Source organism: Lacticaseibacillus sp. 53-4 (assembly GCF_016861805.1).
In the GTDB taxonomy this organism is placed as follows: domain Bacteria; phylum Bacillota; class Bacilli; order Lactobacillales; family Lactobacillaceae; genus Lacticaseibacillus.
The window spans coordinates 1-13,008 of the sequence record NZ_BOLT01000040.1; the positions used below are offsets into that span (position 1 = coordinate 1).

Annotated in this window: 12 protein-coding genes; 8 read left to right on the plus strand and 4 right to left on the minus strand. The window is 53.4% G+C overall.

Annotated elements, in window-relative coordinates; translation table 11 throughout:
- The first annotated feature begins 263 nt into the window (after positions 1-263).
- From JUF21_RS10800 to JUF21_RS10810, 3 genes are all read left to right on the plus strand, one after another.
- A complete protein-coding gene (locus JUF21_RS10800; RefSeq protein ID WP_203624812.1) occupies positions 264-509 on the plus strand; it encodes an AbrB/MazE/SpoVT family DNA-binding domain-containing protein in 246 nt (81 codons plus the stop codon).
- Positions 509-907 carry a type II toxin-antitoxin system death-on-curing family toxin gene (locus JUF21_RS10805; RefSeq protein ID WP_203624813.1) on the plus strand — a complete coding sequence of 133 codons (399 nt, stop codon included), beginning with the start codon at positions 509-511 and terminating at the stop codon, positions 905-907. The genes JUF21_RS10800 and JUF21_RS10805 overlap by 1 nt, the downstream gene beginning before the upstream one ends.
- 75 nt (positions 908-982) lie before the next feature.
- Positions 983-1,756: a MerR family transcriptional regulator gene (locus JUF21_RS10810; protein WP_203664585.1), complete on the plus strand. Its 774-nt coding sequence runs from the start codon at positions 983-985 to the stop codon at positions 1,754-1,756.
- A gap of 197 nt (positions 1,757-1,953) precedes the next feature.
- On the opposite strand, the gene JUF21_RS10815 is transcribed toward JUF21_RS10810, so the two are convergent.
- Positions 1,954-2,544, minus strand: a complete 591-nt coding sequence (locus tag JUF21_RS10815; protein ID WP_203624815.1) for a TetR/AcrR family transcriptional regulator — start codon at positions 2,542-2,544, stop codon at positions 1,954-1,956.
- Between the two features lie 130 nt (positions 2,545-2,674).
- On the opposite strand from JUF21_RS10815, the gene JUF21_RS10820 reads away from it, so the two are divergent.
- Together JUF21_RS10820 and JUF21_RS10825 are read left to right on the plus strand one after the other, a co-directional pair.
- On the plus strand, positions 2,675-3,685 hold the full coding sequence (locus JUF21_RS10820) for a nitronate monooxygenase family protein (RefSeq protein ID WP_203624816.1): 1,011 nt from the start codon (positions 2,675-2,677) through the stop codon (positions 3,683-3,685).
- 193 nt (positions 3,686-3,878) lie between these two features.
- The gene (locus tag JUF21_RS10825) at positions 3,879-4,847 is read left to right on the plus strand and encodes an alpha/beta hydrolase (protein ID WP_203664587.1); all 969 of its coding nucleotides are present in this window, start codon (positions 3,879-3,881) and stop codon (positions 4,845-4,847) included.
- 182 nt (positions 4,848-5,029) lie between these two features.
- Here the strand turns inward: JUF21_RS10825 and JUF21_RS10830 are convergent, their stop codons facing one another.
- On the minus strand, positions 5,030-5,473 hold the full coding sequence (locus tag JUF21_RS10830) for a MerR family transcriptional regulator (protein WP_203624818.1): 444 nt from the start codon (positions 5,471-5,473) through the stop codon (positions 5,030-5,032).
- Between the two features lie 99 nt (positions 5,474-5,572).
- On the opposite strand from JUF21_RS10830, the gene JUF21_RS10835 reads away from it, so the two are divergent.
- Positions 5,573-6,607 (plus strand): NAD-dependent epimerase/dehydratase family protein, encoded by a 1,035-nt coding sequence (locus JUF21_RS10835; protein ID WP_203624819.1) that lies wholly within the window; start codon positions 5,573-5,575, stop codon positions 6,605-6,607.
- Between the two features lie 170 nt (positions 6,608-6,777).
- Here the strand turns inward: JUF21_RS10835 and JUF21_RS10840 are convergent, their stop codons facing one another.
- Complete coding sequence (locus JUF21_RS10840; RefSeq protein ID WP_203624820.1) at positions 6,778-7,386, minus strand: TetR/AcrR family transcriptional regulator; 609 nt, start codon at positions 7,384-7,386, stop codon at positions 6,778-6,780.
- A 130-nt stretch (positions 7,387-7,516) separates the two neighbouring features.
- On the opposite strand from JUF21_RS10840, the gene JUF21_RS10845 reads away from it, so the two are divergent.
- Together JUF21_RS10845 and JUF21_RS10850 are read left to right on the plus strand one after the other, a co-directional pair.
- Positions 7,517-8,221, plus strand: a complete 705-nt coding sequence (locus JUF21_RS10845; RefSeq protein WP_203664589.1) for an ABC transporter ATP-binding protein — start codon at positions 7,517-7,519, stop codon at positions 8,219-8,221.
- 9 nt (positions 8,222-8,230) lie between these two features.
- Positions 8,231-10,948, plus strand: coding sequence for an FtsX-like permease family protein (locus tag JUF21_RS10850; protein ID WP_203664591.1), 2,718 nt, complete (start codon positions 8,231-8,233; stop codon positions 10,946-10,948).
- Between the two features lie 801 nt (positions 10,949-11,749).
- On the opposite strand, the gene JUF21_RS10855 is transcribed toward JUF21_RS10850, so the two are convergent.
- Positions 11,750-12,973 carry an MFS transporter gene (locus JUF21_RS10855; RefSeq protein WP_203664593.1) on the minus strand — a complete coding sequence of 408 codons (1,224 nt, stop codon included), beginning with the start codon at positions 12,971-12,973 and terminating at the stop codon, positions 11,750-11,752.
- Positions 12,974-13,008: the final 35 nt, after the last annotated feature.

Genomic DNA, 13,008 nt, shown 5'->3' on the forward strand with positions numbered 1-13,008 from the left:
TGAAACACCAAAGCAGCGCAGTCCCGTGTGAATCGTGGGATTGCGCTGCTTTTTTGAAATTCTATGAATAATCCAGGTTGATTGTGACGGTTGGGTGCCTCAGTATCGTTTTTCTGTCGATAGACGTGCCAAATCAATCACGGACTTGCTGAAGGTGCCGTTGAAGTGACTGCTTTTTCATGGCATGGCTTGTATGACGTCAGATATAGAGCGATTGTCTATACCGAGTCAATAGTCTATACTTGGTATAGAGGTGATAATCTATGAACGAAATGAAGCCTGAGGAACGCATTATTGGCCAGATGAATAACAGCTTATACTTCACAATTCCGGCGGATGTCGTGGCCCAGCTGAATCTGAAAAAGGGGGAGACACTGACAGTCAAATTACAGGATGGTGAAATTGTGGCCAGCCCAAAGAAGCAGACGACGACGATTGAGGATGTTCAAGCCATCGATCAGATGATTGATAAGTACATGGCGGCCATGCAGTATTTGGAGGATAAGTAGTGAAATATCTTTCCGCAGCAAGCATCATTGCCATCAACGTCCGCATTCAGCAACGCTTCGGTACGACGCCGAGTATTCGGGATGCCGAAGCACTGGATTACATCGTCAAATCTGCAAGCCAAGAAGTTTTCGGTCGAGTTTTGTACCCAGAGATTGAACAGTTAGCGACTTTTTACTTAATCAAAGTGACTAAAAAGCATGTTTTCAACGATGCTAATAAAAGAACTGCGTTGCAGTCAGCTGTCATGTTTCTAGACCGGAATGAATACGAGCTTAAAGTCGATCATCAGATTCGAGTCGCCAAGCAGGTGGTGCGCATCGCGCAAATCAATGGTGAGCCGGACAGCTTACGACGCGAGACGGAAATGCTGGTGCGCGAGTCGATAATCAAGCTTTAATCCAATCAGGTTTCGGCTTTCGTGCTTGACCCTGACGCGGCGTCAGCCCTTATCCTGATCTTTGGAGGTGACATCATGGCATACACGACTAGTGAGCTGGCGGCGCTCAGCGGGGTGACGGCGCGCACGCTGCGCTATTACGACCGCATTGGTCTGCTGACCCTGCCGCTGGCCGCAAATGGCTATCGGCAATACGGCCAGGCGGAAGTCGACCGACTGCAGCTGATCCTGACTTACCGCGCGCTGGGCTTTGCGCTGGCGGAGATTCAGGCGCTGCTGCCTCAGCCGCCGGCCAAGCAGGCTGCCATGCTGGGCGAGCAGCGCAAAAGGCTGCTGGCTGAGCGGCGGCAAGTTGACCGCCAGCTGCAGGCACTTGATGTCACCCTCGCCAATCAGAAGGGAGGGTCCGAAATGGCAGACCTAGAAAAATTTGAGGCACTGAAGCGGCAGCGTCTCCAGGAAAATGACGCGGCTTTCGGGCAGGAGGTTGAAGCGCGGTACGGTAAAGCGGCCAAGGCGGCTGCAGATGCGCGCTATGCCGGCCTGACTGAGGCGCAGTATCAGGCGACGACCGAGGCCGAGGGGCAGCTTAAGGCAGCGCTGCTGCAGTATCTCGCCGCGCCAGTATTGCCTAGCGCTGCATCAAAGCAGGCATACACCGCGCATCGCACCTGGCTGCTGGCGACTACGCCGAACCTGACGGGACAGATGCACCGGGCGCTGGCCGCTATGTACACCGATGATCCGCGCTTCACTGCCTATTACACGAAGCTGACCGGCGATGCGCGCGCCGCCGCAGCGCTGCGGCAGATTATCGAGCACTATACGCGCGAGGCGGAAGCTAACTGAGCAGCTCGATAAGAGCTTTCCTTGAAGGATCACTTCGAGGATGTTTCACGGGAAACATTACGAAGCGCGATATGGTCTCAGATTGTGGTTTAGGCTTGGTTCTGCGATAATCGCGGGAATCAAGCTTTTTTCCTGACAAAGTAATCAATGCGCCGCAATCAGGAGCGCAAGACCTGAGGTGACGTGATAAGTCCTGCTTAATTCACCTTCAAGTAAGCTGTGCTGGTGTCGATAGTGGGCTGATGCAGGGCAAGCAAGGTCTGCTCTGCCACGGCGGCGGTGACGGTGGGTTCGCTCTGCCAGCGGGTGATGAAGCCGGCAACGGCGGCAGCCAAATAGGCCGCGTTCAGGCGGTTGATGGCGGTGTCGGCGGCTTGGGACAACTGCTGATCCCCGGCCATGACTTGCGTGTAGATGACGTCCTCAAGCTGTTTTTGAAACGTTCCGTCATCTTTGGCGAGTAGAACCTGCAGTGTCGGCTGCTGGGCTTCAACCGCCGTAATGATGCCGGCTACATATTGCTTGGTCCGCGCGGCGTCGAGCTGGCGCAGATCGGTATCGCCGGTGAGAAAGGCGCCTGCCATTTCGTCCAGCACATCACCGATGATGCGGTCCTGCAGCGTTTTGAGGTCCGCGTAGTGCTGGTAAAAAGTATTGCGTGCGCACTGGGCCAGTGTGCAGAGCTGACTTACCGTAATGGTGTGGCAGTCGTGCTCGGCCAGCAGCGAAAGGTAGGCCTGCTTTAAATTGGTTTCCGTCTTGCGGTAACGCAGATCGTTTTTATTCATGATTTTTCCTCTTAACGGACAGTATACCAGTTAAATGACACTTAACGCACAATGCGCGCGGTTTTGTCAATTGAAGCGCGGGCAGGCGCTTAGTATAGTGACCGTAGATAACGAAAGGTGTGGATAAAACATGAATCGAGTCGCAGCAATTCTGGGGATCAAGTATCCCTTTGTTCAGGGCGCCATGTCGTGGCTGACAGATGCTAAGTTTGTCGCCGCCGTCAGCAATGCCGGGGGCATGGGGATTCTCGGCCCCAATGCCGGCGCGCACACGGTGACGCCCAGCGCCGATGAAACCGCCAAGCGCATGCGCGAACAGGTCAAGCAGACCCAGGCGCTGACCGATAAGCCGTTTGCCGTCACCCTGATCGTGGCTGGCGGCGAGGCCTCGATTTTCACGAAGAAAATTCTGGACGTGGTCATTGAAGAACACGTGCCGGCTGTGCTTCTGAACTCGCTCGGCGGCGTGTCCAGCGACACTTACGGCGTCGACCCAGCGACCATGAAGACGCTCAAGAACCACGGCATTAAAACTATCGTGCGCTCCCTGCAGCCGTCGATCGAGGACGCCCAGGCCGTCGAAAAGCAGGGCGCGGACGTGTACGTGGCAACTGGTTTTGACGAAGGCGGCACCATGCCCGGCGGCGAGATCGGCTCGTTTGCCATCATGCCGATGATCGCTGACGCCGTAAAAATCCCGGTACTGCTGGCTGGCGGGATTGCCGACTCCCGCACCGTCAACGCGGCCTTCGCGCTCGGCGCGGAAGGCGTCTATGTTGGCTCGCGCCTGATCCCAACAACTGAAAATCCGGCCGCTGAGAACGTCAAGCAGCTGATTGTGCATTCGAACGCCGAGGACCTGACCCTGTTCCGGACGCTGCCGGACTACTACCGGTCTTTGCCGACCAAGTTGGTTGACCAGCTGGCCGAAAACGACCGTACGTTGCCGGCAGTCGAAGCCAAAAAGGCCAACGCTAAGCTGATGGGCGGCACCAGCGGTATGCGCATTGGCATGCTGGATGGCGACCTCGAGCACGGCTACGTGTCCGTGGGCACCGGGATCTCAATGGTGCACAGCATTCAGCCAGTCAAGGAAGTCATCGATGAGATGATGGCCGATTACGACAAAAACGCGAAGTAGTCTTTTCCCGCAGCACGACTGAGCTGCGGCCATCAAAAAACACGTCTGAGGTTTCGCATGCACTTGGTGTGTGAACTGTCCGACGTGTTTTTTACGTTTTGGCGCGGCTGGTCTGAACATGCAGTTTCTTGATCACCGCCACAGTATTAGTCAGTGATAGTATAGAAAAGGATCGTCAGCAGAGGTGAGCGTTTTGGCACACATTAATAACAATCAGATTCACCCGGATGTGCGGAAATTAGGGGTAGTGGTCCGCAAGTTGGTGCCAGAGATGAGTGCGAAATTTTTCCGCCGTGGGAACTGGTTCATGAGACACTTCGCCCAAGGGCATTTCCCCAAGGACATGAACGTCACCGAGCACTGGGCCGAACGCCCAGATGGCAGTCGCCTGCGGATCATCGTTGCCCGCCCGCTGCAGCCCAAACCGCTGGCGACTGGCGTGCTTTGGCTTCACGGCGGCGGCTACGCGATGGAGATACCGGAAATTGACCTGTCGTACGCCCGGAACGTGCAGGCTGTCAGCAATGCTGTCGTCGTCATGCCCGATTATCGCCTGTCTACGGAAGCCCCGTACCCGGCGGCGCTTGACGATGCTTATTTAGCGTTGAAGTGGATGAATGATCACCACGCGCCACTCGGCATCAATCCTGAGCAGTTGTTTGTCGCTGGCGAAAGTGCCGGTGGGGGCTTGACCGCTGCCCTTACGCTGTATGCCCGCGACCAGGGCGAGATCCCCATTGCTTTTCAGATGCCGCTTTACCCGATGCTGGATGATCGCCCAACCGTGTCTTCTGCGGTAAACGATGCGCCGATTTGGAATACGAAGAGCAACGACAACGCTTGGCGGCTGTACCTGGGGGCGGCTTATCGCACCGATCACGTTTCGCCGTACGCTGCCCCGGCGAGAGCCACGGACTATCGCAATCTGCCACCGACCTACACGTTTGTCGGGACGATCGAACCGTTTTACCAAGAAACGTTGACCTACATTAAGCATTTGCAGGATGCCGGCGTTGCCGCGCACTGCGACGTTTACGGTGGCTGGTTTCACGGCATCGACATTGTGGCGCCGAAAACCGCGATTGCCAAGAAGGCCACCGCTGCCTGGCAGGAGGTGTTCAAAGCAGCGACTGAGAAGTACTATAACCAAAAGGCTGATTAATTTCAGCGAGTTTAACGACCCTTTTCGTGGCCATTCTTGTTAACAAGCGAACGCGTCGCTTGGTCCAGGCAGGCGAGATGTCTGCTTTTTTTCTAGTTTTGGTTCTACAAGCAATCAAGGGCGACTAAATTGAGTCGACTGTTGTTTGAATTGAGTTGCTGGACAACTAGCGGTCGTTGAATCTAATGGGTCTCCTGGAACGGGTCGGCCAGACCGGCTAGCAGCTTGTCCGCTTTTGCCAGGCGCAGCTCATCTTTCACCCGAGCGACCGCGTCCGGTGCGCGATACATGTCCAATTTATAGTCGATCTCCTGCAGATTTTGTGCCAGTTGCGCCTGCTTGGCGACGACTTTTTCGCGGTGCTTGGCCAGGAGCGCCTGACGTTGCTTAACTGTGTCGGGGCCTTGCATGACGTAGGTAATGTAGGTCCGGATATCCGCAATTTTCATATCGGTATTCTTCAGGCAGCAGATCGTGTGCAGTAGTTGCAGGTCACCATCGGTAAATTCGCGATAGCCTGAAGTGTTGCGAGCAACAAACGGCAACAAGCCTGACTTATCATAATAACGCAGGGTGTAGATACTAAGGCCGGTCTTTTCTGCGACTTCTTTGATGGTATAGGTCAATATATTTCCTCCGTTCACTTGCCCTAGAGTAGGCTCTAGGGTTTACGCTTTGAGCATAAGTTAAAGCATCACTTAAAACAAGAGAAGAAGGTAAAATTAATGACCAAAGCAGTATTAGTCACAGGAGGTAACGGCTTCCTGGCCTTACACTTGATCGCGCAGCTACTTGCTCAAAATGTACCAGTGCGTACAAGTTTGCGCAGCTTAGACAAACAGGGGCAAGTCATGACGCCCTTAAAGAACGCGGGTGTCGCGAATCTCGACCAGCTGACCTTCGCCGCGGCTGATCTGACCCAGGACGCGGGTTGGCCAGCTGCCATGGCCGGCATTGACACTGTTTTTTCTGTTGCCGCTCCGGTTTTTGTCAACGGCAAGAGTGCCAGCGATGAGGTTGCCGAAGTTGCGACACAAGGGACGCTGCGGATTCTCAAGGCCGCAGAGAAAGCTGGTGTGCGCAGAGTCGTGATGACCGCGAATTTTGGCGCGGTGGGTTTTTCCAATCTTGATCCGCGGCGGCAGACCACTGAGCAAGATTGGACCGATCCAGATCAGCCCGGTTTATCGTTGTATGAGCGTTCAAAGTTGATTGCGGAACAGCGTGCCTGGGCTTACCTCAAGGATTCCGGCAGCAAGCTTGAGTTCACCACGATTAACGCTGGTGCCATGCTAGGTACCGCGTTGGGCGACCATGTTTCCGGCAGCTTTGGTATCGTCAGAAATCTGCTTGACGGTTCCCTTAAACGTATTCCCGATATCACTGTCAGTGTGGTTGACGCGCGCGACGTGGCCGCGATGCATATTTTGGCGGCACAGACTCCTGAAGCGGCAGGACAGCGGTTCTTAGCAGTGGCCGACCAGCCGTTGTCGATGCCCGAGATGGCGGCGTTAATCCGGCACGAGCGGCCTGCGTTAGCTGGCAGAATTCCGACTCGCAAGCTGTCAAGCTGGCTGATGCGTCTCGCTGCATACTTCAACCAGGTAGCCCGCGAAGGCAACTTGATGCGCACCATTTCTCATGATGTTTCTAACCAGAAGGCGAAGACTGTTTTGGGTTGGCAGCCACAATACAGTGCTGAGCAGGCGGTCCTTGCGGCGGCTGATACGCTTGTCAAGATTGGCAAGCGGCCGGTCTGAGAAGGGGTTTCAGCTGGCTGAATATTGGTAAAGCTAACTAGGTCAGACGCTTGCAGAGACGTTTTTAGGATAACAAGACCTGGCCATAGAGAAGTGCCACCAGCACCGCACCGGTGGTTTCGATATCGATCACGATTTTCATGAGCTGCCTCCTATTGTGAGTGGTTCAGTCACGAATCTATTTCCAGTACTTGGTAAGGCGAAAGATAGAGCTCGCGCATGATGACATGAGCCAGTTCGTCGCTGGTCAGATTATCGTCATTAGTCAGCCAGACCATGATGGTGCTCACGATCGTATTGGTGACCAGGTTGATGGCATAGGCTGGCGGAATTTCTCGGCAGAAAGAGGCCGACCCCTTAACCACGCGCAGTTCGCGCAAGATGGCGGTTTGCAGTTCGTTGACGACGGTTCTATAAAATGATGCATCACCGTTAGGCCCAAGCAGGAAGGCCAGCAAGGGCCTATTTTTTGCGACCAAAGAAAGGATATCGACGATCACCGGGTAAGGTTTACCGGTCGCCAGTTCCTGCAGGTTCATGGTATCTGCCATTTCTTGGTCGAGTGTTTCTTTCAGCTTGGTCATAAATTGACTTTTGAGCTGTTCGATCAGGTCATCTTTGTCCAGGTAGTGCAGGTAGAAAGTGCCGCGGCTGATGCCGGTTGCTTTGATGAGATCGGTGACGGTGATTTGGCTGAGTGATTTTTCGCGGCCCACTTTGACCAAGGCGTCGATAATGGCGGCCTCAGTCTGGGCGTTGCGTTCTTGATGGGTTGTCATGGGGGTCTCCAGGTATTTGATGTACACTTTTTTAATTTTTGACCATAGAAATTTATGGCTGAGATGGTTTAATAATCACATAGTTTGATAAACACGGTGTTCATTATTTACCAATTGGAGGAGACATGCAATGACGAGTTTTATTTCGGTCAAGAACGAGACCAAGACGTACGGCACCGGCAGTCATGCGGTGACAGCAAACAAGGACATCAGCTTTGAAATCGAACCTGGCGAGCTGACGATCATATTGGGCGCATCGGGGGCGGGCAAGTCGACCCTGCTTAACGTGCTTGGTGGCATGGATCATCTGACTTCTGGTTCTGTGAACGTTAATGGTGTGGAGTTGGGCGAGCTAGATAAGCGTGGACTCAATACATATCGCCGCAAGCAAGTCGGGTTTGTTTTTCAGTTTTACAACTTGGTTCAGAACCTGACCACCGTTGAGAACGTTGAGCTGGCCTCAGAGATCGCGCCGGACGCCGTCGATGCGGTTCAGGCATTGACGCAGGTTGGGCTGAAAGATCGCATCGAGAATTTCCCAGCGCAGCTTTCCGGTGGGGAGCAGCAGCGGGTGGCCATTGCCCGTGCTATGGCCAAGAACCCTGACTTACTACTGGCGGACGAACCGACTGGTGCCTTGGATTACAAGACCGGCAAGAAGATCTTGCAGCTGTTCCAAGATTTTGCCCGCGAATCCGGCAAAAACGTGATCATCGTGACGCATAATTCAATGATTCGGCCAATGGCGGATCACGTGATCGAGATCGCAGACGGCCAGGTCAAGGCAGACGAGCGCAATGAGAAACCGACGCCTGTGGCCGAGATTGAATGGTAGGCGAGCGCGATGAAGATGCTAAATAAGAATATCGCGCGTGAGTTTAAGCTTTCCATTGCCCGCTTCATCTCAGTTTCCGCGCTGCTAATGCTTGGTGTGTTCGTATTGATCGGGCTGAATGTTACTGGTTCGAACATGCGCAGCACCGCGCAGAAGTCCTATACTGCAGAGCACCTTGCCGATGCCAAGGTGACGTCGACAGTGGCCCTTGATGCTAAAGACCGGCAGACGGTGCGTCAGCTGTCCGGGATCAAGACCGCAGAGTTCGGGCATACGACCGACGTTGTGATCAAAGACAGTCGGCATGCGCTGCGGATTCAGAGCAACCCGCAGACGCTGTCGAAGCTCACGATCACGAAAGGCCGCAAAGCCAAAGCCGCTGATGAAATCGTCTTAAGCGATAAGCTGTCTGGCAAGTATAAGCTCGGACAGCACGTCAGTTTTACTTCGGGCAAAACTGGCAGCACAACCGGCTTAGAGAAGCAGACCTATAAGATCGTTGGCTTTGCCACTTCAACCGAATTCCTGAAGAAGGACAGCCTCGGTTCTACTAGTCTCGGCAGCGGAACACTGTACGGATTTGGTTACGTGACCAAGTCGGCGTTTTCCAGCAGCAAGCCGAACGTTGCCCGGTTGGCCTTTACTAATCCTAAAGGTCAGGCATACTCAACCAGCTACGAGCACCACGCCAAGACGCTGACGGACAAGCTGCAAAAGAAGCTGAATGCACGCAATAAAACGCGCGTGGCAGACCTGCGCACAGAGCTGAATGACAAGATCAGTTCTGGGGACAGTCAGATCCAGACGAATGAAGCAGCAATCGAGACTGCCAGCACACAGCTGAATGCAGCACAGCAGCAGCTGTCAACGCAGCTCGCCGCAGCCAAGACGGCGAACAATGCCACGGCGGTTGCCCAGATCGACGCCAAACAGCAGGCACTCGATCAACAGACCGCCGCATTGAAGTCTAAGCAGACAGCGCTGGCAACGGCGAAGTCTGATCTGGCAGAGGCCAAGACAACGCGCAAGCAGCTGGGTGACGTGACCTTTACTGTTGAAAGTCGTAACGATTATAACGACGGCTACAATAATTACGGTGAAGATGCCCAGCGGATCGACGTCTTGGGCCGCTCTTTCCCAGCGTTCTTCTTCCTGATCGCGATTCTGGTCAGCTTCACGACGATGCAACGCATGGTCGAAGAAAAGCGTATCGAGATGGGGATCATGCGTGCCCTTGGCTACAGTACCGGCGAAGTGATGCGTGAGTTCTTGGTTTACAGCGTGACTACGGCGGTTACCGGGACAGTGCTTGGCAGTGTCCTTGGGTTGGTCGTCCTGCCGCGTATCATCTTCAACGCCTACACGGCTAACTTCAACTTTTCAACGCTGCTGCTGGCACCACATCTCGGCTATGTCGCGGTGAGCCTGGTGTTAGCCTTGGCGTCAACGGTGCTGGCATCATGGCTGGCGGCGCGGTCTTCTTTGAAGATCATTCCGGCCGAGCTGATGCTGCCGAATCCGCCGGCAAATGGTTCGCGAATCCTTTTGGAACGGATCAAGCCGTTGTGGCGGAAGATGAGCTTTTCCTACAAAGTGACCGCCCGCAACCTGTTCCGATATAAGGGCCGCATGTTCATGACGATCATCGGGGTCGCCGGGGCCACCGCGCTGATGATTACCGGTTTTGGGATTCGCGACTCGTTGAATACTATTGTTGATCGGCAGTTTGGCAATATTAGTCAGTATGATCTCGTGACCGTGTACAATCCCAATGCCGGCACCAGTGCAGTGCGTAAGGCGCAAGAAGCGGTAACGGATTCAAGCCAGGTCAAGCGCGATACTGCGGCGTATTTTGCCAATGTTTACGCGACCGCAAGCGGTTCTGATACGCGAGAAAGTATTGCTTTGATGGTACCGAAGTCTGATAGCCAGCTAGATCATTACATCAAGCTGCGTGACTATAAGACTGGTAAGAAGCTTTCACTGACCGATAATGGCGCAGTGGTGTCCCAGAAGCTCGCGAAGTTGCAAGGGGCGAGCGTCGGCGATACGATCAGTCTTAAAGACACTGATGGCACAGCGCACAAGGTCAAGATCGCAGCGATTACCACCATGTATGCCGGGCACTACGTTTACATGAACCAGACATATTACCAGAAGGTCTACGACAAAGCGGCGAAGCCAAATGCCTACCTCGTCACCTTGAAGCACAACACAAGCAAGTCAGTGAACGCCTTTGCGTCAAAGTTCAACCACCACGAAGCGGCAGTTGAGACTGTGCAGTCCAGAGAAACCAAGAAGACCATTACCAACATTTTGGGCAATCTGAGCAACCTGATCCTTGTGCTGGTCGTCAGTGCCTCGCTGCTTTCGCTGGTCGTGCTTTACACGCTGACGAACATCAATGTCTCCGAGCGAATGCGGGAACTTTCAACCCTGAAAGTGCTGGGCTTCTATCCGCGAGAAGTGCTGATGTACATTTACCGTGAGACCAACATTTTGACCGGTGCTGGAATCGTCGTCGGCATTGGTGTTGGCTATCTGTTCCATGCCTACATCATGGATCTACTGCCGCCAGCCACAGCGATGGTGGCACCAGGACTGACGTGGATCAATATCTTGATCTCGGTCGGATTGACCATTGTCTTCTCGTTGATGGTCATGTTCATGATGAACCGGAAGATTCAAAGTGTGGATATGCTTGAAGCGTTGAAGTCAGTCGATTAGAGATTTTTGCCAAATAAACTAGGACTCTGTAGTCGATCATGATGATCGAGGGCAGAGTCCTAGTTTTCCTTTGAGCCACTCGCCATAGATCGATGAAAATATCGGCATCACATAAAGGACTGGCGCTTTGATTGTCACACCGCCACCCGCAGGAAGTCGACATCGGAACTGGAGTTGTAGCCGCTGATGGAGAGCTGCAGGATCTCATCGTTGATGTTAGTGCCGGTGGTCTCGGTGTCGAGCACGATTTTCATGGGCGGCCTCCAGGGGTTTTGAGCCAAACATACAGCATCGCCAGAAGAACGGCAAGACAGCAGATTATTGCGGAAAACCGTATAAAATGTGCGGAAATGCAACAATGCGTGTTATAATCAAATCGCAAAGAGGAATTCCATTGACTCAGCCGGACAGCTACCGGTAAATGAGTGCGGACGCTTACGGGCGTCCGTTTTTTTGTGCGCAAAAACGCCGGGATTAGGTTAGCTGGGCCTGACCCCGACGTCCTTATGCGGCGCTAGTGACGTCGCCGATGCGATTTAACGCGCGGCGGTGTGTCGCGCCGAGCGTGAGTGCGGTAAAAGTGCCGCTTGCCGGCACTGATTCCGTTGGCAATCACGCCAGCAGCAGCAACAACTGCAAAGAAGAACTCCATTGGTCTCACCGCCAGGAGTCGCGGAAGCGGAGCTCCCAGCTACTTAAGTTTAACAGAGAATCAAGGTAGTAGTAGGCCCTGTGTGTCTAACCAGGCTTGCAAGGATTCATGCTCACCTATCCGATTCTCAGAAACATTGCCTATCAGACTCAGCTTACTTGAGATTGGTGATGCTTTTTTGCCTCGTTTGAGTAGCGATGACTGGCATTGATTCGATTCAATATCACCAGTAAAATCAACGCGAGCAGGGCATAAGATGCTGCCCCCAAGCTGATTCTGCCAACGCCGACTGCCCCGACCAGGAGAGACGCGGTGGCGGAGCCTAACGAAGTGCCAAAGTTAAAGAATATCGAACTCAGCGATGATGCTAGCAATGTTGATTGGGGGTAGTCCTGCTCGGCGACATCCATAAAATGAAGCTGAATAGAGGCGCTAAACAAGGTGATCAGCATGGTGATTGCAATCAGCATAAGGAAGCCAGTGAGCTTGCTCATCATGACCAAGGGCAGCATGAGCAAAATCACCACATCTGCCACGTAATACTTTGGCATAAGCTCTAAGCCGCCGCGGCGCGCAATCGTGCCAGAGAATCGGTTGCTAAATACACTCGCGATGCCAAGGACGAATAGCAGAAGGTTGATGTTCTGGGTATCAAACCCTAACACTGTTGTCAGTAATGGTCGGATGTACGTGTAATAACCATACTGAGTGGCGGCGGTAAACAGGACAACTGCGATTCCAATGTAGATTCGCGAATCCTTAAGCAGACTTAACTGCTTTAAGATGGAGCCTTGAACCTGCTTCATGTGGTGGGGCAAAAGCCAACTCAGCAGCCCAATCGTGAGCAGTGAGATGAGCGATACTGCAAAGAAAGCATAGCGCCAGTCGTAATGCGTGCTGATGGTGGTGCCGATCGGGACGCCAATGACAGAGGCAATGCTGAATCCTGCATAGATCCAGGAAATCAGATTCGCCCGTTTATCCTTAGGTGCGATTTGATTGGCAAAGGTCATGATGATCGAGATGATGGCACCCGAAACGCCGGCAGCAATCACCCGAGAGACAATCATCATCCAATAGGTGGTTGCCAGCCCGCTAAGTGTGTTGCCGACCAGGAAGATGGCCATTAGCACCAGAAGGGTTTTATAGCGGTTATACTTGCTCGTCAGCATCGTCACGATTGGCGTGCTGACAGCATAGACCGTGGCGAATATTGTGACTAAATAGCCGACCATCGCAATTGAGACACGCAAATGGCTCGCAATGTCAGGTAGGATACCAACCACCATAAATTCGTTACACCCTGACATAAAAGCGACTAAGACAAATACACCTGGATTATTCACCTCGGTATTGGGGACATGAAATCGCATCTGGCCGGTCTGAAAGCAACGTTTGGAGCGTTGCG

Coding starts and splice junctions, on each gene's coding strand:
- JUF21_RS10810 (WP_203664585.1), top strand. CDS start 983: ATGGCATACACGACTAGTGAGCTGGCGGCGCTCAGCGGGGTGACGGCG.
- JUF21_RS10840 (WP_203624820.1), bottom strand. CDS start 7,386: ATGACAACCCATCAAGAACGCAACGCCCAGACTGAGGCCGCCATTATC.
- JUF21_RS10800 (WP_203624812.1), top strand. CDS start 264: ATGAACGAAATGAAGCCTGAGGAACGCATTATTGGCCAGATGAATAAC.
- JUF21_RS10815 (WP_203624815.1), bottom strand. CDS start 2,544: ATGAATAAAAACGATCTGCGTTACCGCAAGACGGAAACCAATTTAAAG.
- JUF21_RS10835 (WP_203624819.1), top strand. CDS start 5,573: ATGACCAAAGCAGTATTAGTCACAGGAGGTAACGGCTTCCTGGCCTTA.
- JUF21_RS10820 (WP_203624816.1), top strand. CDS start 2,675: ATGAATCGAGTCGCAGCAATTCTGGGGATCAAGTATCCCTTTGTTCAG.
- JUF21_RS10855 (WP_203664593.1), bottom strand. CDS start 12,973: ATGCGATTTCATGTCCCCAATACCGAGGTGAATAATCCAGGTGTATTT.
- JUF21_RS10845 (WP_203664589.1), top strand. CDS start 7,517: ATGACGAGTTTTATTTCGGTCAAGAACGAGACCAAGACGTACGGCACC.
- JUF21_RS10850 (WP_203664591.1), top strand. CDS start 8,231: ATGAAGATGCTAAATAAGAATATCGCGCGTGAGTTTAAGCTTTCCATT.